The sequence below is a fragment of the Yersinia sp. 2542 StPb PI genome, from assembly GCF_048593855.1.
In the GTDB taxonomy this organism is placed as follows: Bacteria; Pseudomonadota; Gammaproteobacteria; order Enterobacterales; family Enterobacteriaceae; genus Yersinia; species Yersinia enterocolitica_E.
In genome coordinates, this window is record NZ_JAZGQA010000072.1 from 1 (window position 1) to 20,898 (window position 20,898).

The window sequence follows — 20,898 nt, forward strand, 5'->3', positions numbered from 1 at the left end:
GACGCTAAGAAAGTTAGTCAAAAAAGAATATATTTTCGCCAACACCAGGGGACTTTTAGTCCCACAATACCTGTTCTGCCTAGCCATCTGGATGCATTTACATTCAGATGGCCATAATATCGCCCCGCCCCCTTCTCATCGTTTAAAAATCATACAAATAATCAATGTGTGCAGTAAATCCATGCTCCTTGCGATTAATAAATGATTCCTGACACATATAAACATTAACCTTATTTATATAATTTTGATAAACTTGACTTAAGTCATATCACTAACCCAAATTAATTGTATGATTAATAAACGGTTATAATGTTTTCCCTGGTGTTGGCCGAATTGGCATCCCTTACCAAATGAGATTGGTAAGGGTTTTTTTTGTCTATCATTCAGCCTGCTGCATCACCCGAGCTAATGTAATAGCACGGATAATCACCGCACGATCAACCTGTGGGTTATCACTTTCCAATAACTGCTGCCAAATAGCGATGGCCTGCGCGTATCTATCATGGGTAAAGTTATCAGCGGCTTGCAGCATTAGCGCAGTATATTGCATGGGATCTTTAGTCAAAGCCTGCTGTAACCAGTACGTCACATCACCCGTCATTTTTTGCCCTGACCGGTAATAGAACACCGTCGCTCGTGCAGCATCAAAGCGGGCACTGGCCCCCTGCAAACGTTCAGCCTGCTGCAAGGCGATCAATGCATCCTCAAATTCGTTACGATATAAATAATGTTGAGCTAAACTGTACCATCCATCCCCCTTATCGGGAGCCAGACGAATACGTTGTTGTAACCGAGATAGCGTGGGATCACTGCTCTGCTTATCGAGCATATTATTCAACCGCTGGGCTTCCTGTAGCCGCAAAGCCTCTTGCTGCACGGCGGTATAATGGCCCAATTGCCGGTATCCCAACATAATTAGCATCAGCACCACCAGGCTGAAGCCCAGTGGCCAGCGCCAGCTCAAGCGACCATATTGCACCAGCCACGGCCACCACAAACTCACTACCACCAACAGCACCAGTATCGCCAGCCCTATCGATAGCACCATTATCGCGGCCCTCTCACACCTGAGACAGATTGCCGGCGTATCTTAAAAATCAACCCACCTAACACGCAGGCCAGTAACACCCCAGGCCCAAACCATCGCACCAGTGTGGCACTGCGCAACGGAGGACGATACCGAACAAAGTCCCCATAGCGCTGGGTCATTACGGCCATTATCTCCTGAGAGCTGTGTCCTGCTTCTACCAACTGATAGACCTCTAATCGCAAGTCTTGCGCTATCGGCGAGGTCGACTCCAGCAAGTTCTGATTTTGGCATTGAGGACAACGCAACTCCTGCGCCAATGCCAATGCTTGTTGCTGATGTTGCGGCGAACTAAAATGATAGGTATCCACCAGATCAGCCGCAACACCAGATGAAAAAACCAGTGATAACATCAAGAATAAAACTTTCATGGGGTTCCCACCCGCGTCCATTGCGCCAGTAGCGGCATAAACTGTTGTTGCCATATCTCTGTCGTCATTTCACCAGCATAGCGCTGGCGAATAATGCCATTTGCATCAATTAGCCAGGTCTCAGGTGTACCATATACCCCCATCGCCAGTGCTAATGTGCCATGCGGGTCATAAAGGTTCTTCTGATAAGGATTGCTGTAGCGCCGCAGAGTATTTAACGCCGCCTGACGGTCATCGCGGTAATTCAGACCATAGAACTGCACACCATGCAACGTCCCGGCTATCTGCCCCAGTAGGGCGAGCTCTTGCTTACAACTGGCACACCAACTGGCCCATACATTAATCACCGTCACCTTACCCAACAGTTGCTCTCGCGTTATGTTCTGCCCGGGCTGTTGCAATTCAGATAAAGAAAACGCGGGAAACGGCAGGTCTTGCTCGGCCAACTCGATACGATGCGGATCCCGCGTTAAGCCGCTATAAAGCAAGCAGCCCAGCAGTAAGGCAACCAGAGGGACAATCAACCAAGGCCAACGTTGTTTCATTTATCCCCCGCGAGGTCGCTAACAGGGTGGATTCTGCGCCATAGCGCCAATAAACCACCAACTACCATCATCAGTGCGCCCCCCCAAATCCAACTGACCATCGGTTTATGGGACAAACGTACGCTATACTCCCCCGCGCCCAAACTATCCCCCAGAACCACATAAAAGTCCGCCAGGGGGCTACTGGCTATCGCCGGCTCTATCATCAACATTCCCCGCGCCGTATAGTGCCGCCGCTCCGGTAACAATGTGGTTAACGCTTGCCCATTCTGGCTGACCACAATATGCGCCTGCTCACTGGTATAGTTTGGGCCGACCACCAATTCAGTTTGACGATAGGTAAACTGATAACCGGCCAGTGTGACCTGACTGCCTGGCGCCATACGTCGCCCCTGCTCGACGGTGTAATATGAAGCAAACAGCATTCCCAGCAGGCTGACCGCAACGCCACCGTGTATCAACCATAAATTGCCACGTATCTTTGGCGCAAATAATGGCGCGAACAACGGCCAGATAGCCAGAGTGACACCTATCAGCATCCCCACCTGCCACGGTGACTCGAATAGACCTAAACTGAGCAACCCACCGCAGATAGCTAATACAGCAGGTACGACAAGACGCCAGCCATTGATTTTGTGGCTTTGCCGCCAATCGGCAAACGGCGTTATGCCCATCAGCAATAGCAACAACAGCACAAAAGGTGTCAGGGTTTGATTAAAATAGGGCGCACCAACAGACAGTGATCCTAACCCCAGCACACTGAAAATTAATGGATACAATGTGCCAATCAATACGGTTACCGCAGCAATGCTGAGCAGCACCATTGCCGCCAGCAGTAATGACTCCAGTGAGAAGAGGTTGAAAGCAGCAGGGCGATTGTTGCCCCGCACCCGCAGGGCAAATAGCGTCAATGAACTCAACGTCACTATGCCAAACAGCGCCAGTAAAGCCTCACCGCGCGCCGTATCAACAGCAAAAGCGTGAACTGAGGTCAACACCCCAGAGCGCACGATAAAAGTGCCTAACAAGCAGAGTTGAAATGTCACCAGCGACAGCAAAATGCCCCAATGATGATATAAGCCCCGTTTCTCAATAACAGCCAGAACATGTAACAGTGCAGTTGCGGTGAGCCATGGCAGTAATGACGCATTTTCAACCGGGTCCCAGAACCACCAGCCGCCCCACCCCAACTCGCTGTATGCCCACCATGCCCCCAACAAAATGCCAAACGTGAGAAAACTCCAGGCAGCCAATACCCAGGGACGGCAGTAGTGCACACTATTATTGCCATTGCGGCCTGCAAGCAATGCCGAAACGGCGAAAGCAAAACTAACGGCAAAACCGCTATACCCCAGATACAGCAAGGGTGGATGAAATATCAGCGCCAGATCCTGCAACATTGGATTTAAATCACGCCCCTGCGCCAACGTCGGGAACAATCGCTCAAAAGGATTGGAGAAAAAGAGGATAAAAACACTCAGGATAAGCAGTAGCCCCCCCATCACTGCCAACGCGCGAGCAAAAAAACGCAGCGGAAAATGACGGCGAAAAAGCGTCAACGCGGTGCTCCACAGGCTCAGAGCAAACAGCATAAACAACAAGGAGCCTTCATGCCCGCCCCAGATTGCCGCAACCTTATAAAATAGAGGAAGCTGGCTATTGCCGTGTTGTGCCACATAAAGCAGAGAAAAATCATCGCTAACAAAGCACCAACCCAGTAACAACAGTGCCAGTGTAATGAATAAGGTCACGGCGTAACTGAACGACGGTAACCAATACAACAAAGCCAATCGCCGCCGATGGAGAGCAATAACAGGCACAACAGTGAGCAGCAGCGCCAATGACGCAGCCACCAACAGTGACAACAGCCCCAACTCACCTACCATACATTTTCACCCATCACCGGTTCGCCTCCTCACACAACCGTCATCTGACCGGCATAAAGAATAAAGAAACGTAAAACCAATACGCCAAACAGACTCAAGCCGGATACCGTCACTAGAAATGAGACCCGATGGCGCATTCCATGGCTACAAAAACGGTTTAAAACTAATGGCAGCACCATGCCGCAACCGATAACCCAGAACCAAAACATCGCGGCCCAAAAACCACCGCCCAACGCGACAGCGACCGCGACTTCTTTCTGACCACCGCCGAACCACAGCCCGGTGAAGAATGCCAGCAGCAGAAATAGCTCCAACCACACCACCGGTTTTTCCAACCGATGAACAAATGCCAGTGCCGGGCTATCTATGGGTTCTTTAAAAAAGGTCACCGCGCACAACACCATGGCAGCAATACCCGAAGAAACACCGGAGAACAGAAATAACACCGGCAATACCGGATTATTCAACAAGGGGTAACTCTTCAGGGCCGATAACAGGAAGCCGGTATATGCCCCCAACGCCACAGCCAGAAACATCATCAATGGTTCCAACTTGCGTTCAATCGGTGCCAGTTTATGCAGCACCGTGCCAACCCAATTCAATTTGCGGTAAGGCTGTAATAATGCCGTCAGCCCATGGCGAAATATCACCGCCAGCCAGACCAACAGCACCACCATATAAATTTGAAACAGCATGACACCCAATGACATAACCGAGCTGGTACTGTAGAAAAACATCAGCTTCCAAAAAGTCCACGGCCGGGTAAGGTGCAGTATCAAAATAAACAACCCCATAATCACCGCTAAGGGCGCAATCATAGCGGTCGATTTAACTAACCCACTGCGCGCCGCCTCACCGCCCAGAACCCGTTGCTTAACCAATAGGCTAACTACCACCATGCCCGCCGATACTCCTATCAAAAACAGATAGATGGCTATCGGCCAATCCCACACTAACGAGGCAAAATGAAACGGGGTATTCAGTTCAGGATTCATCCGGTTATCTCCCCATACTGAAAGGGAACACGATACAATTTCGGTTGTGTCCCAAGATGTAACTTGGCGCGATACACAGTGCGCTGATGCAATAATTTCACCAGTTCACTGTTAGGGTCGTCCAAATTGCCAAAGATGAGTGCCTTGGTTGGGCACGACAAGACACAGGCGGGCTGTTTACCCTGCTTTAGATTAGTTTTCCGACAAAAATCGCATTTATCGGCAGTTTTCGTCACCGGATGGATAAAGCGCACCCGGTACGGACAGGCGGCGATACAGTACTGGCACCCTACGCAGAGGTCGGGATCGACATCAACAATCCCAGTCCCGCTATCGCGATATGAGGCTCCGGTTGGGCAAACATCGACACAGGGTGCCTTATCGCAATGCTGGCAGGAGTGACGATAGAACTGATATTTTACGGCAGGAAACTCACCGATCGGTTGGCTACGGATGATGTTTAACCGTGAGACCCCAGCGGGTACATGATTAACCTCACGGCAAGCATCCATACAGGCCGTGCAGCCAATACAACGGGTTTCATCATGTAGCATCCCGTAACGAATGCCATCAACAGTGCCGCTGAGTGCCAGTGAACGTCCAGCAGAACCAGTCAGGAAAATCAGCGCCCCCATACTGGCGATAAAGTGACGACGGTTCGTATTCATGGTGTTTCCTTCGATATCAGCTCCTGCTGACGGCGATGACAGTCAACACAGAGTTTGACCCGCCCTTTATCGTCAAGGTCATGCATCGGGTCGGTTTTAGGATGCAACTGATGACAACTGACACAAGAAAGCTTCAACATGTGCACATCATGGGGCCAGAACGCCTCGCGTAATTTCTCCGGCAGATGGCAACTCATACAGACACTGTTTTGTTGTGAGACGCTGTACATCGCTTTATCGGCATTAAACATATCGCGGTTAAAACGCATCACATCTTTAATACCATTACGGTGCAGCACCGATGCCTGCCCATGGCAGTTGGTACAGGTTAAGGCCAACTGTGTATTCGGATTTACCGCGCCAGCATGTTTGCCATGCAACTCATCTTTTTGTTCTTTATGACATTGGATGCAAGCAGCATCCGGGTTGCGCTGCGGCTCAACAATATGGCGCGACGCGGGCATTTTCGCCGTCGTGTTCGGTGTTGTGGCGAGAGTGGGCAGCGTGCACAGAATCAACACTACCAGCAGCGCGGCTGAACCGAATGAACGTAAAACGCGCATAATTATTCCACCTTTGCTATGGCCCCAATCTGGGGCCGTTTGTCTCTGGAATAGATCCGGTGAGCGTATTGTCACACCGGAACGCCTCTTACTGGCTCAACCGGCCCGCTTTTCTGGCTTGATCATCCCAGGCTGGTACCACTTGTTGCAGAAACTCCTGCTTCTCGCGGTTCAGCTTATCCATATCCATTCCCAGCGCTTTCTGGGCATTGAGTTTGGTCGAAATATCCGGCAGCGGAATTTCGTGGCTAATCCCTTTTGTCGCCAGCAGACGTGCAAGTTTGGTACGGGCATCGGCAGCTTTATTCAACGCGCCCCCCAATACACGCAGACCAACATCCGGTGCATGCATATGAATACCGTGGGAAGCAATGGCATAATCCCAGCGCCATTGGGCATGGCGGATATCTTGCAGAATAGGTTTCATTTCTTGTTCGGTTGCCCCGGCATCCCAAGCAGCTTTTGCCTCGTAATGTGCGTGAACCAGTTGTTTCTCAACATTCAGTTTTAACTCCTGAATGCTTGCTTTGCGTTCAGCAACAATATCTTGCAAGGTTTTTTTATCCTGGGTATGGCAGTTAACACAGGTAGTTTCAAAGCTATCAAACGGGTTGCGGATCTGGTGGTCGGTATACACCTTACCTGCCGCATTTTGGATTTTCGGCATATGGCAATCGATACAACTGACATTATTTTTACCGTGGATCCCCGCACGCCAGGTTTCATACTCAGGATGCTGGGCTTTCAACATCGGGGTTTTTGACAGCGGATGAACCCAATCAGAGAAAGCGATTTCATCGTAATACTTCTCCATTGACACCACATCCGTGCCTTGATCCCATGGGAATTTCACCGCTTTATCTTTACCGGCGAAGTGGTACTCAACATGGCACTGGCTGCACACCATGGATTGTTGATCCAGGCGGCTGGCATGTTCGAAAGGTTTATTGATAGATTGCAAAGCACGCTCAGCATAGGGCCGGGAGAGGACTAAAGCTGGCTTCCCGGCAGCAAAATCAGCAGAAGCGGTATTATGGCAATCGGCACACCCCAACTGATTGACGACTTCCGGGCCACCTCTGGCCCAAGTCCCTTTGAAATACCCCTCTTCACCTTGTTCATTGATCAAGCGGGCAACATCCGGGCTTTTACAGCTCCAGCAGGCCATCGGCAAGGGGCCATCCTCTGCGGTTTTCGGTGCTGCGGTACGTAAGGTTTCCCGCACATCAGTGACAGCATAATAGTGCCCACGAGGTTTGTTATAATCTTTGGCAAACGGATATCCGGCCCAAAGGATCACCAAATTGGGGTCATCCGCCAGCGCATCTTCTCGTGGCCCACTCTCTTTGGTTTTCAACCATGAGGTAAATTGGTCAACATGCTGTTCGGCGAATTTATCGTTGCGGGCCTCAATCGGCGGCGTAGGTGCCGCCGACAAAGAAAATACCGCGCCTATTGCCAAAAGAACCATTATCCCTACCAACACCTGTCTTATAAATTTGCTCACAATATTTACTCCAGTGTGTTTTTCCATACCGGACGCTATCAGTGCCCGCACCAGATGGTTTTTTTATTTTTAAACCCGCAATCAGGTGAGAAATAGCGAGCCAGGAGGCGAAGCATGACTGATATCAACCTGTGGGTTAGGCAGATAGTAAGGAGGATTTGCAGCAAATGATTTGTAGTAGTAAGAATGCTTGTTTTAGATCAAACAATTTTTGTGTGGGTATTCGCTTTTATGAACCAGCTCAAAAAAAAAGCATCTCATCGATCAATTTTTACATAAAAGTCAATCATATACCTCTTTATAGGTATACCAGGACCATTAGACCTCCTTGCTACGTAAATATAAGGGCTATCAGTTTCACAACTCACTTCAACCGCCAAGATATAGGTAGCCAGCAACCACAACACCATCAGGCAAGCGAGTATCACTTGCACCATAACTTTCGATTTATTTCGAATTGACATTTTATTTGCTATCGATCACAAATAAAACAAATGCAATGGGAGAAAAAGGCGTGTTAGTTCGTTTCCACGGTGGAGCAACGCTGCCGGAGAAAGCATTATCGATAGGGTCTGTGGGGCAAAATACCCTTTGTTTGGGATAAGTAACTGGGGAAAAAACAAGAGGATAAAGAGAAATGATGGCGGAGGAGGAGAGATTCGAACTCTCGAACGGTTACCCGTCGACGGTTTTCAAGACCGTTGCCTTCAGCCACTCGGCCACCCCTCCGCAACGAGCCGAACTATAAACAGAGCTCTGCCGCTTGTAAAGCCTGTTTGTGCTTAATTGACCAAAAAATCCGCTAGCTGATTGTCGAGTGCTGAATTTATCGTCATCCCTTATGCTAACTGGCCATTAGGCGTACAGCAGCCGGTTTATTTACTCTCGCACAGATGGCACCTCACCAAATAACAGCAGAGACTGCTTTGGGGTAGTGGCAAATATTTGCTAAATTAGCGGCCGTTTCATTGATTGAATTACCGAGGTTGTATGTTGGAGTTTGAAGGCCGGGTTATTGATACCGATGCACAGGGTTATCTGAAAAATAGCGCGGACTGGAGCGAGGCTTTAGCGCCCATACTGGCTGAACAGGAAGAGATTATACTCACTGAACCGCATTGGGAAGTGGTGCGCTTTGTGCGTGCATTTTATCAAGAATTCAATACATCACCTGCAATCCGCATGCTGGTAAAGGCCATGGCACAAAAGTATGGTGAAGAGAAAGGTAATAGCCGATATCTGTATCGTTTATTCCCCAAAGGGCCAGCAAAGCAAGCAACCAAAATTGCAGGATTACCCAAACCCGTTAAGTGTATTTAACGGCAGATAGCAGTATTTAATAATGGATAGCTGTGCTCTGGCACCGCTCGTGAGTTAATAGCGGATTTTAAATTTTTCAAACGCGGTGCTCGGATAAGGTTCTGTCAGCAGTCGATCCACCCGCGCACCGCGTGGCCCCCCCTGCTTAATCCACTCAAGCAGGTGTTCAACCGCATTTTGCTCGCCGTAAGCCACCACTTCCACACTGCCATCATCACAATTTTTAGCGTAACCCGTTACACCCAGCGCTTGTGCCTGACGTTGCGTGCTATAGCGGAAACCCACGCCCTGAACAACGCCGTAAACATAGGCGGCAGTGCATACTTTTGGCATATAGACTCCTCATCTACGTGATAATTTGCATTTTCCGGCTCATACTCCGACAATACCGCTCTTTTTTACCTAGCTGGCAGCAACCTAATTATGACCGTAAGCCTGATTCTTGCCAAAGGACGTGAAAAGTCCTTACTTCGTCGCCATCCGTGGATCTTCTCTGGGGCCGTTCAACGCCTTGAGGGGAGTGCCCTGCCCGGTGAAACCCTCGATATCCTTGATAGCCAGGGTAAATGGCTGGCCCGTGCCGCCTACTCTCCTGAATCACAAATTTTGGCACGAGTCTGGACGTTCCAACAAGATGAAGTTATTGACCGCGAGTTCTTCATCCGCCGTCTACAGCAAGCGCAGAGCTGGCGTGATTGGCTGGCAAAGCGTGATGGTTTGAACGGCTATCGCCTGATCGCCGGTGAGTCTGATGGCCTGCCGGGTATCACCATAGACCGCTTCCAGAACTTTCTGGTATTGCAGTTACTGTCGGCCGGCGCTGAATATCAGCGGGAAACACTGGTTAGTGCCTTACAACATTGTTACCCAGAATGCTCTATTTATGACCGCTCCGATGTTTCCGTGCGTAAAAAAGAAGGCTTACCTCTGACGCAAGGGACAATCAGCGGTGAAATGCCGCCTGACCTGCTGCCAATAACCGAAAACGGCATGCAACTGTTGGTTGATATTCAGCACGGCCATAAAACAGGATTTTATTTAGATCAGCGCGATAGCCGCCTGGCGGCGCGTAACTACGCCGATGGTCGCCGTGTTCTGAACTGTTTCTCTTATACCGGTGCCTTTGCTGTCGCAGCGCTGATGGGAAATTGTAAGCAAGTTATCAGCGTTGATACCTCACAAGCTGTACTGGATATAGCCAAACAAAACATTGAACTCAACCAGTTGGATTTGAGCAAAACCGAATTCATTCGGGATGATGTGTTCCAATTGCTGCGTAACTACCGCACGCAAGGGGAAAAGTTTGACATGATCATTATGGACCCACCGAAGTTTGTGGAGAACAAAAGTCAGTTGGCAAGTGCGTGTCGTGGCTACAAAGATATTAATATGTTAGCGATACAATTATTGCGCCCAGGCGGGATCTTGTTAAGTTTCTCCTGCTCTGGTTTGATGCCAACAGATTTATTCCAGAAAATTTTGGCCGATGCTGCGTTAGATGCAGGGCATGATATACAATTTATAGAACAGTTCCGTCAGGCAGCGGATCACCCGGTTATCGCGACATATCCAGAAGGTCTGTACCTGAAAGGGTTCGCGTGCCGGATAGTATGACTTGAAATGCCCTACACTGCCCTCATATAGAAGACAGAGTAATGTTTCTCAGGAGGTTATCATGATTGCCAGCAAATTTGGTATTGGGCAGCAGGTCCGCCACAGCCTACACGGCTATTTGGGTGTAGTGATTGATATCGATCCTGAATATTCTCTCGAGCCACCGGAACCTGATGAGGTTGCAAACAACGCTATGCTGCGTTCGTCACCTTGGTATCACGTGGTTATTGAGGATGATGAGGGGCAACCGATACATACCTATCTAGCTGAAGCGCAACTAACCTATGAAGATATGGATGCTCACCCAGAGCAACCTTCATTGGATGAACTGGCGGCGTCCATCCGCCATCAGCTACAGGCTCCGCGTCTACGCAACTAAATCTTGAGATTTATCGATAAAACCCGGCGCTTAGTACCGGGTTTTTTATCGCCAAAATTAGCAACGCCGCGTATCACTGTTTTTCTAATCCCAGGCGCGGTATTTCAATCTTCGGACAACGATCCATCACCACCTTTATTCCCGCATCTGCCGCCAAGGTAGCCGCCAACTCATTAATAACACCAATTTGTAACCACAGAACCTTGGCGCCGATAGCAATAGCATCTTGCGCAACGCCGTATGCAGCCTCGGCATTACGGAAAACATCCACCATATCGATAGCATGAGGAATATCCGCCAGTTCTGCATATGCCTGCTGGCCCAATAATGATTTCCCCGCCAATTTAGGGCTAACAGGCGTGACTTGATACCCCTGCTGTAGCAGATAAGCCATAACACCATAACTTGGCCGCGATGGGTTATCACTGGCCCCGACTAATGCAATTGCTTTTACCTGTTGGAGAATGTCAGCAATGTCTTTATCGTGCATTTTTCAGTTCCTCTGATGCGCTAAAAGAATATCCCAATCCATGTGCACCCGGAGGGATACTACCAATATTAGGCGATCCTCTAAGTGTACATCATGGGGAAAATGGATCATAAATGCGGTCAGATTGATTTGGTTTTAGAGATGTCGCAGTAATTACTGTTAGAGTGCCGGCTTTATCCTTATAATTCATCAGGATAAAAACGTCATATTTATACTGAACATTTCAAAAAGTAAATAAATGTGGGCGAACGGAAAGACTTTGACACATAATCTAGCCTGTCTGACAATGTACGCGGATATCACCCTCAGGAGCAGCACATGAAATTTGGTCTGGTGGTCGTAGGGATTTTGGCCGTTTGCTGTAGTGCTTCAGCTATCGCCACGACCTTAAAACTCGCGCCGGAAATTGACCTGTTGGTGGTCGATGGGAAAAATATGTCAGGATCCTTGCTAAAAGGAGCCGATAGCTTGGAATTAAACAGCGGTCAGCATCAAATTCTGTTCAAAGTGGCTAAACCACTGCCAGCCGATCCGAAAGTGTTGTATGCCTCTCCGCCATTAGTGGTGGTGTTTAATACCCGCAATGTTCGTTCAGTCGCCATAAAATTACCGGCCATTGATACCGAACGAGATGGGCATAAGTTTTCTAAAAACCCGGTATATCAGCTTATTGGGGATAATGGCCGCCCATTATCTGTGCGTCACGATGTATTACATCAGGACAATCTCAACACTGCCAGCACACTTGAAACTGCAATGGCCAGTTATAATGTTGGCCAATTTAGCGCTTCAGTTCCCTCTTTTGCCACCATTCCACCTTCAACTGTGAGTGCGGTGCCGGGGACCACTATTGCCGTGGCAGGGACAAATACCGCGCAGAATACCACCAGCCTGCAAGGGGAAAATGTTGCCGAACAGATGCTGCAATATTGGTTCCTGCAAGCCAACGCCGAAACTCAACAACGCTTCCTACTCTGGGCTAAAAAGCAACCGGGCAAATGATCCGTTTACGATAAGGCGGTTCTTAAACATCAGGTTATGCTTGTTTCCTCGCATTTCTTTGCGTTACCGCTATGCACAAAATCTCCGTTTCAGTAATCTGTTAGCAAACCGCTAGCATTTATTGAAGGATATCTTGATGGAACTGACTACCCGCACTATTGCGGTACGCAAGCATATTGCCCTTGTTTCCCACGATCATTGCAAAAAATCGCTGCTCGAATGGGTTATGGAAAACAAACAACTGCTGTCCCAGCACGAACTTTATGCCACAGGTACCACCGGAAACCTGGTACAAAAAGCCACCGGCATTGACGTTAACTGTTTACTAAGTGGTCCGATGGGGGGAGATCAAGAAGTGGGTGCGCTGATATCGGAGAAAAAAATCGATATTTTGATTTTCTTCTGGGACCCGTTGAATGCTGTGCCGCATGATCCCGATGTGAAAGCCCTACTACGTCTGGCAACAGTCTGGAATATACCTGTCGCCACCAACCGCTCGACCGCAGACTTCTTAATTGGTTCTAACTTGTTTAGCAGCGAAGTTACCATCGCAATCCCTGATTATGATCATTACTTAAAACAGCGACTGCAATAAGCATTATGCCCGGTGCCACAACCACCGGGCGGAATGTATGCGATAGCTCAGTTAAGGTTTACGCTGAACTGGAACACCTAACTCGCTAAGTTGCTTAACAAAAATAGAGGGTTTTGCTGTATCTTGCAGTAACCAGACTTGGTGCTTCGCACGAGTCATTGCGACATATAATAAACGCCGCTCCTCTGCATCTGGGAAATCTTCCGGTGCCGGTAACAGCACATCTTCCACAATTGATTCCCGCGCTACTGCCGGAAAACCATCATTACCTTCATGTAGCCCTGCAATAATCACATAGTCGGCTTGCTGCCCTTTGCTGGCATGAATAGTCATAAAATCAATCGTCAGTTTTGGCCAGCGAGTTGCCGCTTTTTGCAAAATCTCAGGCCGTAAATGGTGATAGCGGGCCAAAATCAAAATACGCTCATCATCCTTAACAAAACCGCTTAATTTATCCAGTAAGGTGTCAAGCTGTTGGTCCGGCAAAATGATGACTGACTTTTTGTTACCTTTACTCAAACTGTTAAGTGGCTTTTTCAATTGATGTGGGTTTTGCTGAATAAACCGGTTCGCAATTTCACCGATCCTATCATTAAAGCGGTAAGTGGTATCCAATGCACATTCAGCCCCTTCACCGAAGTACTGGCTAAAAGCTGTAGTGAGCGAGAGCTGCGCGCCACTAAACCGATAAATCGCCTGCCAATCATCACCCACCGCAAATAAGCAGGTTTGCTTATTTTGTTTGCGCAGTGCTGCCAGCAGCATAGCGCGTTGCGGTGAGATATCCTGAAACTCATCCACCAAAATATGCTTCCACGGACTAACAAAACGCCCTTTCTCCAGTAAGTTAACTGCCTGATGAATCAAGCCGGAGAAATCAACCGCACCTTCTTCTTTCAACGCCGTTTTCCACGCTTTCAATAACGGTGCCATTAACCGTATACGTTTCTGGAAGAGATCACGCACTTCTTCATCAGCCTGCTCAATCATTTCGGCTTGACTACCACCGTGCATTCGCATCAGCCCTACCCAACGCTCCAGCCGCCCCGCCAATCTGGCTGCTAAACGTTTATCTTGCCAAAACTCACCCTCATCAACCTCCCACTCAAGCTCATCAGTTAGCCATTCACGCCACCCTTTTGCCTGCGCTTTTTTCTCACTACACTGCTGTTGCCAATTCTTAACCAGTAACGACCTTCTGGCCTGGCTGTCTGATTCTAATTTACTGATTAGTGGTGTTTTACGGCTGCCTTGCTGGATAATCTGCAATGCCAGTGCATGGAAGGTTTTTGCCTGAATATCATCCACAGCTAACCGTTGCTTAATGCGATGATTCATCTCGTCAGCCGCCTGACGGCCAAATGCGAGCAGTAAAATCTGCTCCGGCAATGCTTCATTACGGCGTAACAACCAACCGGCACGGGCTACCAGCACTGATGTTTTACCACTGCCGGCACCTGCCAGAACTAATACCGAGTCTTCGCCATTAACCACCGCCCGGCTTTGCGATTCATTCAGGGGGGAGGTTTCTACACTTTGGAAGAAATCTTGATGCTCTTCCAACATTCGGTTGGTCCATTGCTGATTCCGGCGTTCTACACTGCGACTACCTTGCTGCAACCAGCGCAAACAGATTTCATAATCTGCACGACAGGTCTCAAATTCGTTCAACCGCGGCACCGGTATCGGCAATGAGGCGAAAGCCTCGCGAATAGAGTGCTGAACCTGTCCTAACTCACTGCGTTTAAACCATTTATCCTGTTGCTCAATCCGCTTGATTGATTCCACTTGTTTATGTAAAACCTCAACACAAACCAAGCTCATCTCTTCACTCCATTGCTGCCAGATGCCCAGTAAATGTTGATAGAAACGTTGAGTTTCCTGCCATTCGGTGCCATGTAAACGGACAACTTGTTGGTCTGGCAATTCAAATTCCAGTTCGCCCCAGACAATACCGCGCTTACATTCAATGTTAACCAACTGGTTAAAAGGAATCAGGTACTGATGTTTATCACCGCATACTTCGATGCCAGCATTGAGCAAGCGCACCCGATTGTAAGGGTGCTGAGCCAAATGCTTGCCAAAAGATGTCGCTTTAAGTTCCATATCTGCGCGCCATTACTCGTATTAAGTGAATTGAAATAACACAATGGAGTGTAAATAAAATAATTGAGTTTAAACAACAGGTATCCGATAGTTGACAACGGAAACTAACCCGCCCTATTCATATAGAATGGTTAGCGTTTGTTATCACTCATCCGCGTTGCGGTTTTTTTATTCAGCTAGGCAGATAAATCACTATGCGTACTGTACTGAATATTCTTAATTTTGTTTTAGGTGGTTTCTTCACCACACTGGGCTGGCTATTCGCCACAGTCGTCAGTGTCGTTCTGATTTTTACCTTACCATTAACGCGCTCTTGCTGGGAAATTACCAAATTATCATTTCTTCCTTATGGCAATGAGGCGATCCATGTCAATGAATTATACCCAGAAAAAAGTAATGCTCTGATAACTGCCGGCGGCTCGTTACTGAATATTGTCTGGTTCATTTTATTTGGTTGGTGGCTGTGTTTATCCCATATCGCCACAGGGATTGTGCAATGCATAACCATCATTGGGATCCCGGTCGGTATTGCCAATTTTAAAATTGCTGCTATTGCTTTGTGGCCCGTGGGCCGCCGTGTCGTTTCAGTCGAAATGGCACAGCAAGCGAGAATGGCTAACGCTCAACGCCAATATCAGCAACGCTGAATTTTCAGTTTTAGAGGTTTTTTGTGCTCACTTTCGTCACTGGTTTACGCCGTTATGTCTACAATAGTAGCCTGCTTTATCATGCCCGTATTTTTATCGCGTTGGCGGGAGTAACGGCGGTTCCGTGGTGGATTGGTCAGCCCAAACTGACAATTCCGTTAACACTCGGTGTCGTCGCGGCAGCACTTACTGATCTTGATGACCGCCTGACAGGGCGGTTACGCAATTTATTCATTACGCTGATCTGTTTTTTTGTCGCCTCCGCATCGATAGAGTTGTTATTTCCTTATCCCTGGTTTTTTGCCCTCGGTCTGACCTTTTCAACCTGTGGTTTTATTCTGTTGGGGGCTTTGGGACAACGCTATGCAACAATTGCCTTTGGCGCATTGCTAATTGCTATCTACACCATGTTGGGTACCTCGATGTACCATATCTGGTACCAACAGCCGCTACTGCTGCTGCTCGGAGCTGTTTGGTATAACGTACTGACCTTGTGCGGACACCTTATTTTCCCTATCCGCCCCTTGCAGGATAATCTAGCTCGTTGCTACCAGCAGCTTGCTCACTATTTGGAAGCAAAAGCTAATCTCTTCGATCCTGACATCGAATCTGATGTCGACCAGCCGCTTATTGATGTGGCAATGGCCAACGGCACACTGGTATCAACCTTAAATCAGGCCAAAGCCTCACTGGTGACTCGCTTGAAAGGTGATCGGGGCCAGCGTGGAACCAGACGGACACTTCACTACTATTTTGTCGCGCAAGATATTCATGAACGCGCCAGCTCGTCACATGTCCAATATCAGGTTCTACGAGAGAAATTCCGTTACAGCGACGTGCTATTCCGCTTTCAGCGCTTACTGAGTATGCAAGCCAGAGCCTGCCTGCAACTTTCGCAATCCATTCTGATGAGACAAAAGTATCAACATGATCCTCGCTTCGAGCGAGCCTTTACGTTTTTAGATGCGGCACTGGCCAGAGAACTCGCGCAAAACGAGAATATCCCACAAGTTAAAGCCCTTTCCCACTTACTGAGAAATTTACGGGCTATTGATGCCCAATTGGCGGGGATTGAATCCGAACAAGTATTAGCCGAAGGCCCTCAGCCCGAGAGCCGTTTGTCTGACGACCACATTACCGGATGGAGTGATATCAAGCTGCGTATCAGCCGCCATCTCACCCCACAATCTGCACTATTTCGCCACGCAGTTCGTATGTCAGTGGTGTTATGTCTCGGTTATGCGTTTATTCAACTAACAGGCATGCGCCACGGCTATTGGATCCTACTGACCAGTCTTTTTGTCTGCCAACCTAACTATAATGCGACGCGCCGCCGCCTTGCATTGCGCATAATTGGCACACTGGCGGGTATTCTTATTGGTTTGCCTATCCTGTATTTTGTGCCTTCCATTGAGGGGCAACTCATCCTTATTGTCATTACCGGGGTGCTATTTTTTGCTTTCCGTAATGTTCAGTATGCTCATGCAACGATGTTTATTACCCTGCTGGTTTTGCTCTGTTTTAACCTATTAGGGGAAGGATTTGAGGTTGCCGCACCTCGGGTATTTGATACCCTGCTAGGCTGTGCCATCGCCTGGGTAGCGGTGAGTTTTATCTGGCCGGATTGGAAGTTCCGCCACCTCCCAGCGGTGGTTCATAAAACGCTGAATGCCAACTGCCGCTATTTGGATGCAATTCTGGTGCAATACTATCAAGGCAAAGATAATAGCCTGCCCTACCGTATAGCCCGCCGTGATGCACATAATTGCGACGCGGAATTAGCCTCAGTGATCTCAAATATGTCTGCCGAACCCAAAAATGACAAAGAAACCCAGGAGGCAGCATTCCGATTGCTCTGTCTGAACCACACGATGCTGAGCTATATATCCGCGCTGGGTGCTCATCGAGAGAAACTGAGCAACACCGCCACCCTGAATCTGCTTAATGACGCGATTTGTTATGTCGAGGGGACACTTGAGCAAGAGCAGCCTGACTGCGCGAAAATGGCCCAGGTGCTAGCCAGCTTATCTACCCGGCTACAGAATTGTAATCCTGAGCCGGAGAGCAAAGACCAATTGGTTTTACAACAAATAGGTTTATTGCTTGAACTGTTACCTGAACTCAGTGAACTGAATAGGCACATCAGCCAGGCTAATTAAGATTGGGGCCATTCCCGATGGCCCTGCTATGCTGTTTCAAACTGCGTAATTTTGGGCGAACGGATGTGTATCTCAAACCATTCAATAAGTTCACTACGCATCAATAAAGGCAGCACAGCATAATGGTGGCCACTTATCGCCCCAGCAAGCGCCAATAATACATTAACCCCGAGTGAGCGCCTTAATGCACGTAACTTCAGATAACAGCATTTGGCCCCTTCACGCCGCAGCTCCGCCGCATTCTTGATGCCGGCTTTCCACAATAGTCGTTCAAGGCTGGCACTGAGATTCGGCAAATCTTTCAGACGAACTGTTGGCCCTTTTTTGCTTAAAAACTCAGCTTTAGCCCCTTGATAAGCGCGTGTAGCAAAATGACTCAGTGTGCACTCATCACTCCATAATGCAGAGTCTACCCAATAATAACGCAGCAATACCGGTAACCCACGTTTAGCGTAGACAAAGTTACTCATCCCCCGACTGCGGAATAGCGTTTCTATCTTATTATTGGCGCGTAAATACAGTTCGCCGTCCGAAACCACCGCAAACATAATGCCGTTCGCCAATAGGCCATAGCCACCAAATTGCGAACGAACTGTGATCTTGCCTAAAAAATCGAAACGATCCTGTGCTTGCATGATTTTGTTTTCTGATGCGTTTTCCATAACTACTCCTTTAGTAAAAATCCGATCCAACGTCCCTATTCAGTTGCAATAAGTGTAAGAGGAACAACCAATTAAAAAATACGCAATATGGATTACCTAGCCAAACACAAAATGAATTTGCACGGATTTACATCACAATTATGCGAAGCGTCTTGTAAAAATTTAGTTGATCTTCGAACAAACAGTGACTACTGTATATGCATACAGCACACTACAGGCGAGGTTCATAATGCGTACTCAATCACTAAAACCTTATAATGCTAATTATCATTCTCTTATTAGCCGTGAAACACCGGAAAGAGTTGATGCTCCAACAGATAGTGGCCTTATCAGTGAACTTGTGTACAGTGAAAACCAGCCTGCGGTAACTCAGTTATTGCTTCCTTTATTGCAACAACTTGGTAAGCAGTCTCGGTGGCTTTTATGGCTGGCCCCACAACAGAAATTAAGTCGTTTATGGTTACAGCATTCAGGCTTACCAATAGATAAAGTCGTTCAGTTACGGCAAATCAATCCATTGTCGACTGTTGATGCAATGGAGAAGGCATTATTGACGGGAAATTACAGTGTCGTTCTTGGTTGGCTACCGGAGTTGTCAGAAAATGATCGAATCAGATTACGTTTGGCAGCAAAGTTAGGGAATGCTTATGGGTTTGTTATGCGTCCGTTGAATGACATAAAACTGAACCAAGGACAGTGCGCAACGTTAAAAATTCATTCTTCTTTGTATCATTAAGTAAATTTAGGATTTATCCCATGAATTATTACAATATTTAGCGCTTACTCCTGTAAAACCGGCATAAAGCGAGTCGGAATGCGGCTTGTAGCAGAAAATAACGTCTAGAAAACGCGGGTTTTTACCGCTAAATCGTTAAAGATAATGCACTATTTCGCTTTTTTTTCAGGCGGTTTATCACATCACACTTGTAACTTTCTCGCCACGTTGTAGACTTTACATCGCCAAGGTTGCTCTAAAACGCCAAATTATACTGGCAGCGTGATTAACGGGAGCGTTAAAACCTTGGCGAAGAATTTTAACCAAGGGCTTAGCTTTTTAAAGCTCATTGCCTATTTGGATGATAACGAGGCGTAAAATGAAAAAGACAGCTATCGCATTAGCAGTGGCACTGGCTGGTTTCGCTACAGTAGCGCAAGCCGCACCGAAAGATAACACCTGGTACACCGGTGGTAAACTGGGTTGGTCCCAGTATCAAGATACTGGCACTGGCGGTATCTATGGCAACGTTGGCAACGACGGTCCTACCCATAAAGACCAACTGGGTGCTGGTGCGTTCTTGGGTTACCAAGCAAACCAATACCTGGGCTTTGAAATGGGATACGACTGGCTTGGCCGTATGCCTTACAAAGGCGACGTAAATAACGGCGCATTCAAAGCACAAGGCGTACAGCTGGCTGCTAAACTGAGCTACCCAATTGCTCAGGACTTGGACCTGTACACCCGTCTGGGTGGTCTGGTTTGGCGCGTAGATTCTAGCGCTTACGATGCTCCTACTGATAGCCGTGCTAGCAACCATGACACCGGTGTTTCTCCACTGGTAGCGCTGGGTGCAGAATACGCATGGACCAAAAACTGGGCAACCCGTATGGAATACCAATGGGTTAGCAACATCGGTGATAAAGCTACCGTTGGTGCTCGTCCAGACAATGGTATGCTGAGCCTGGGTGTTTCTTACCGTTTCGGTCAGGAAGATGCAGTAGCGCCAGTAGTTGCTCCAGCACCAGCTCCAGCTCCAGTTGTTGACACTAAGCGTTTCACACTGAAATCTGACGTGCTGTTCGCTTTCAACAAAGCAACTCTGAAACCAGAAGGCCAGCAAGCTCTGGACCAACTGTATGCACAACTGAGCTCTATCGATCCTAAAGACGGTTCTGTAGTTGTTCTGGGCTTCGCTGACCGTATCGGTCAACCAGCACCGAACTTAGTTCTGTCTCAGCGTCGTGCTGACAGCGTGCGTGATTACCTGGTTTCTAAAGGTATCCCTGCTGACAAAATCACCGCTCGCGGTGAAGGTCAAGCAAACCCAGTTACTGGTAACACCTGTGACAACGTGAAACCACGTGCTGCTCTGATCAATTGCCTGGCACCAGATCGTCGCGTAGAGATCGAAGTTAAAGGCTACAAAGAAGTTGTAACTCAGCCACAGGCTTAAGTTTACTCCTTTCGTAAAAAACCCCGCATTGCGGGGTTTTTTTTGTCATCAATGATAACAAACCAGGCCACATCTCTTTTCTTAATGGCTCTATATCAATATCATCTTTTATCTAATACATACCAAGACAG

At 48.0% G+C, this 20,898-nt stretch carries 22 protein-coding genes and 1 tRNA gene; 10 read left to right on the plus strand and 13 right to left on the minus strand.

Going from position 1 to position 20,898, the window contains the following annotated elements; all coding sequences use genetic code 11:
* The coding region (locus V1952_RS10965) for a hypothetical protein (RefSeq protein ID WP_420074741.1) at nucleotides 1-205 on the plus strand (205 nt) is incomplete at its 5' end.
* Nucleotides 206-379: 174 nt separating this feature from the next.
* Here V1952_RS10965 and V1952_RS10970 read toward each other — a convergent pair.
* The 9 genes from V1952_RS10970 to V1952_RS11010 form a co-directional block, all read right to left on the minus strand.
* Nucleotides 380-1,048, minus strand: a complete 669-nt coding sequence (locus V1952_RS10970) for a cytochrome C heme lyase (protein ID WP_372559300.1) — start codon at nucleotides 1,046-1,048, stop codon at nucleotides 380-382.
* On the minus strand, nucleotides 1,048-1,458 hold the full coding sequence (gene nrfF / locus V1952_RS10975) for a heme lyase NrfEFG subunit NrfF (protein WP_420074742.1): 411 nt from the start codon (nucleotides 1,456-1,458) through the stop codon (nucleotides 1,048-1,050). Before nrfF ends, V1952_RS10970 begins: the two co-directional genes overlap by 1 nt.
* Nucleotides 1,455-2,003, minus strand: coding sequence for a DsbE family thiol:disulfide interchange protein (locus V1952_RS10980; protein WP_372559302.1), 549 nt, complete (start codon nucleotides 2,001-2,003; stop codon nucleotides 1,455-1,457). The genes nrfF and V1952_RS10980 overlap by 4 nt, the downstream gene beginning before the upstream one ends.
* Nucleotides 2,000-3,889 (minus strand): heme lyase CcmF/NrfE family subunit, encoded by a 1,890-nt coding sequence (locus tag V1952_RS10985; protein ID WP_372559303.1) that lies wholly within the window; start codon nucleotides 3,887-3,889, stop codon nucleotides 2,000-2,002. The genes V1952_RS10980 and V1952_RS10985 overlap by 4 nt, the downstream gene beginning before the upstream one ends.
* A 29-nt stretch (nucleotides 3,890-3,918) precedes the next feature.
* Nucleotides 3,919-4,884: a cytochrome c nitrite reductase subunit NrfD gene (gene nrfD / locus V1952_RS10990; protein WP_372559304.1), complete on the minus strand. Its 966-nt coding sequence runs from the start codon at nucleotides 4,882-4,884 to the stop codon at nucleotides 3,919-3,921.
* Nucleotides 4,881-5,552: a cytochrome c nitrite reductase Fe-S protein gene (gene nrfC / locus V1952_RS10995; RefSeq protein ID WP_372559305.1), complete on the minus strand. Its 672-nt coding sequence runs from the start codon at nucleotides 5,550-5,552 to the stop codon at nucleotides 4,881-4,883. The genes nrfD and nrfC overlap by 4 nt, the downstream gene beginning before the upstream one ends.
* Nucleotides 5,549-6,115 carry a cytochrome c nitrite reductase pentaheme subunit gene (nrfB, locus tag V1952_RS11000; protein ID WP_372559306.1) on the minus strand — a complete coding sequence of 189 codons (567 nt, stop codon included), beginning with the start codon at nucleotides 6,113-6,115 and terminating at the stop codon, nucleotides 5,549-5,551. The genes nrfC and nrfB overlap by 4 nt, the downstream gene beginning before the upstream one ends.
* 88 nt (nucleotides 6,116-6,203) lie before the next feature.
* Complete coding sequence (gene nrfA / locus V1952_RS11005; RefSeq protein WP_372559917.1) at nucleotides 6,204-7,586, minus strand: ammonia-forming nitrite reductase cytochrome c552 subunit; 1,383 nt, start codon at nucleotides 7,584-7,586, stop codon at nucleotides 6,204-6,206.
* Nucleotides 7,587-8,263: 677 nt separating this feature from the next.
* Nucleotides 8,264-8,351, minus strand: a tRNA-Ser gene (locus V1952_RS11010).
* A gap of 261 nt (nucleotides 8,352-8,612) precedes the next feature.
* On the opposite strand from V1952_RS11010, the gene tusE reads away from it, so the two are divergent.
* Entirely contained in the window at nucleotides 8,613-8,942 is a 330-nt protein-coding gene (gene tusE, locus V1952_RS11015) for a sulfurtransferase TusE (RefSeq protein WP_005184582.1), read from the plus strand.
* A 54-nt stretch (nucleotides 8,943-8,996) separates the two neighbouring features.
* Here tusE and yccX read toward each other — a convergent pair whose 3' ends face one another.
* Nucleotides 8,997-9,275 (minus strand): acylphosphatase, encoded by a 279-nt coding sequence (gene yccX, locus V1952_RS11020; RefSeq protein ID WP_372559308.1) that lies wholly within the window; start codon nucleotides 9,273-9,275, stop codon nucleotides 8,997-8,999.
* Nucleotides 9,276-9,365: 90 nt separating this feature from the next.
* Here yccX and rlmI point away from each other — a divergent pair, with 90 nt between their 5' ends.
* Both rlmI and hspQ read left to right on the plus strand, forming a co-directional pair.
* Complete coding sequence (rlmI, locus tag V1952_RS11025) at nucleotides 9,366-10,556, plus strand: 23S rRNA (cytosine(1962)-C(5))-methyltransferase RlmI (RefSeq protein ID WP_083158479.1); 1,191 nt, start codon at nucleotides 9,366-9,368, stop codon at nucleotides 10,554-10,556.
* A 61-nt stretch (nucleotides 10,557-10,617) separates the two neighbouring features.
* Nucleotides 10,618-10,935, plus strand: a complete 318-nt coding sequence (gene hspQ, locus V1952_RS11030) for a heat shock protein HspQ (RefSeq protein ID WP_083158478.1) — start codon at nucleotides 10,618-10,620, stop codon at nucleotides 10,933-10,935.
* A gap of 73 nt (nucleotides 10,936-11,008) precedes the next feature.
* On the opposite strand, the gene V1952_RS11035 is transcribed toward hspQ, so the two are convergent.
* Nucleotides 11,009-11,425 carry a CoA-binding protein gene (locus tag V1952_RS11035; protein WP_420074743.1) on the minus strand — a complete coding sequence of 139 codons (417 nt, stop codon included), beginning with the start codon at nucleotides 11,423-11,425 and terminating at the stop codon, nucleotides 11,009-11,011.
* A gap of 318 nt (nucleotides 11,426-11,743) precedes the next feature.
* Between V1952_RS11035 and V1952_RS11040 the strand changes: the two genes are divergently transcribed.
* Together V1952_RS11040 and V1952_RS11045 are read left to right on the plus strand one after the other, a co-directional pair.
* Entirely contained in the window at nucleotides 11,744-12,427 is a 684-nt protein-coding gene (locus tag V1952_RS11040) for a DUF2057 family protein (RefSeq protein WP_372559309.1), read from the plus strand.
* Nucleotides 12,428-12,563: 136 nt separating this feature from the next.
* Nucleotides 12,564-13,022 carry a methylglyoxal synthase gene (locus V1952_RS11045; RefSeq protein WP_083158476.1) on the plus strand — a complete coding sequence of 153 codons (459 nt, stop codon included), beginning with the start codon at nucleotides 12,564-12,566 and terminating at the stop codon, nucleotides 13,020-13,022.
* Between the two features lie 51 nt (nucleotides 13,023-13,073).
* Here V1952_RS11045 and helD read toward each other — a convergent pair whose 3' ends face one another.
* Nucleotides 13,074-15,128: a DNA helicase IV gene (gene helD, locus V1952_RS11050; protein ID WP_420074744.1), complete on the minus strand. Its 2,055-nt coding sequence runs from the start codon at nucleotides 15,126-15,128 to the stop codon at nucleotides 13,074-13,076.
* Between the two features lie 194 nt (nucleotides 15,129-15,322).
* Between helD and V1952_RS11055 the strand changes: the two genes are divergently transcribed.
* Nucleotides 15,323-15,775, plus strand: a complete 453-nt coding sequence (locus V1952_RS11055) for a YccF domain-containing protein (RefSeq protein WP_083158474.1) — start codon at nucleotides 15,323-15,325, stop codon at nucleotides 15,773-15,775.
* Between the two features lie 23 nt (nucleotides 15,776-15,798).
* A complete protein-coding gene (gene yccS, locus V1952_RS11060) occupies nucleotides 15,799-17,934 on the plus strand; it encodes a YccS family putative transporter (RefSeq protein WP_372559311.1) in 2,136 nt (711 codons plus the stop codon).
* Nucleotides 17,935-17,960: 26 nt separating this feature from the next.
* Here yccS and V1952_RS11065 read toward each other — a convergent pair whose 3' ends face one another.
* Nucleotides 17,961-18,596 carry a TfoX/Sxy family DNA transformation protein gene (locus V1952_RS11065; RefSeq protein ID WP_372559312.1) on the minus strand — a complete coding sequence of 212 codons (636 nt, stop codon included), beginning with the start codon at nucleotides 18,594-18,596 and terminating at the stop codon, nucleotides 17,961-17,963.
* Between the two features lie 229 nt (nucleotides 18,597-18,825).
* Here V1952_RS11065 and sulA point away from each other — a divergent pair, with 229 nt between their 5' ends.
* Together sulA and ompA are read left to right on the plus strand one after the other, a co-directional pair.
* A complete protein-coding gene (sulA, locus tag V1952_RS11070; protein ID WP_372559313.1) occupies nucleotides 18,826-19,332 on the plus strand; it encodes an SOS-induced cell division inhibitor SulA in 507 nt (168 codons plus the stop codon).
* A 358-nt stretch (nucleotides 19,333-19,690) separates the two neighbouring features.
* Nucleotides 19,691-20,767, plus strand: a complete 1,077-nt coding sequence (gene ompA, locus V1952_RS11075; RefSeq protein ID WP_083158470.1) for a porin OmpA — start codon at nucleotides 19,691-19,693, stop codon at nucleotides 20,765-20,767.
* Nucleotides 20,768-20,898: the final 131 nt, after the last annotated feature.

Excerpts from the sequence above, each read along its gene's own strand:
- V1952_RS10970 (WP_372559300.1), bottom strand. The coding sequence starts at position 1,048 with ATGGTGCTATCGATAGGGCTGGCGATACTGGTGCTGTTGGTGGTAGTG.
- nrfF (WP_420074742.1), bottom strand. The coding sequence starts at position 1,458 with ATGAAAGTTTTATTCTTGATGTTATCACTGGTTTTTTCATCTGGTGTT.
- V1952_RS10980 (WP_372559302.1), bottom strand. The coding sequence starts at position 2,003 with ATGAAACAACGTTGGCCTTGGTTGATTGTCCCTCTGGTTGCCTTACTG.
- V1952_RS10985 (WP_372559303.1), bottom strand. The coding sequence starts at position 3,889 with ATGGTAGGTGAGTTGGGGCTGTTGTCACTGTTGGTGGCTGCGTCATTG.
- nrfD (WP_372559304.1), bottom strand. The coding sequence starts at position 4,884 with ATGAATCCTGAACTGAATACCCCGTTTCATTTTGCCTCGTTAGTGTGG.
- nrfC (WP_372559305.1), bottom strand. The coding sequence starts at position 5,552 with ATGAATACGAACCGTCGTCACTTTATCGCCAGTATGGGGGCGCTGATT.
- nrfB (WP_372559306.1), bottom strand. The coding sequence starts at position 6,115 with ATGCGCGTTTTACGTTCATTCGGTTCAGCCGCGCTGCTGGTAGTGTTG.
- nrfA (WP_372559917.1), bottom strand. The coding sequence starts at position 7,586 with ATGGTTCTTTTGGCAATAGGCGCGGTATTTTCTTTGTCGGCGGCACCT.
- tusE (WP_005184582.1), top strand. The coding sequence starts at position 8,613 with ATGTTGGAGTTTGAAGGCCGGGTTATTGATACCGATGCACAGGGTTAT.
- yccX (WP_372559308.1), bottom strand. The coding sequence starts at position 9,275 with ATGCCAAAAGTATGCACTGCCGCCTATGTTTACGGCGTTGTTCAGGGC.
- rlmI (WP_083158479.1), top strand. The coding sequence starts at position 9,366 with ATGACCGTAAGCCTGATTCTTGCCAAAGGACGTGAAAAGTCCTTACTT.
- hspQ (WP_083158478.1), top strand. The coding sequence starts at position 10,618 with ATGATTGCCAGCAAATTTGGTATTGGGCAGCAGGTCCGCCACAGCCTA.
- V1952_RS11035 (WP_420074743.1), bottom strand. The coding sequence starts at position 11,425 with ATGCACGATAAAGACATTGCTGACATTCTCCAACAGGTAAAAGCAATT.
- V1952_RS11040 (WP_372559309.1), top strand. The coding sequence starts at position 11,744 with ATGAAATTTGGTCTGGTGGTCGTAGGGATTTTGGCCGTTTGCTGTAGT.
- V1952_RS11045 (WP_083158476.1), top strand. The coding sequence starts at position 12,564 with ATGGAACTGACTACCCGCACTATTGCGGTACGCAAGCATATTGCCCTT.
- helD (WP_420074744.1), bottom strand. The coding sequence starts at position 15,128 with ATGGAACTTAAAGCGACATCTTTTGGCAAGCATTTGGCTCAGCACCCT.
- V1952_RS11055 (WP_083158474.1), top strand. The coding sequence starts at position 15,323 with ATGCGTACTGTACTGAATATTCTTAATTTTGTTTTAGGTGGTTTCTTC.
- V1952_RS11065 (WP_372559312.1), bottom strand. The coding sequence starts at position 18,596 with ATGGAAAACGCATCAGAAAACAAAATCATGCAAGCACAGGATCGTTTC.
- sulA (WP_372559313.1), top strand. The coding sequence starts at position 18,826 with ATGCGTACTCAATCACTAAAACCTTATAATGCTAATTATCATTCTCTT.
- ompA (WP_083158470.1), top strand. The coding sequence starts at position 19,691 with ATGAAAAAGACAGCTATCGCATTAGCAGTGGCACTGGCTGGTTTCGCT.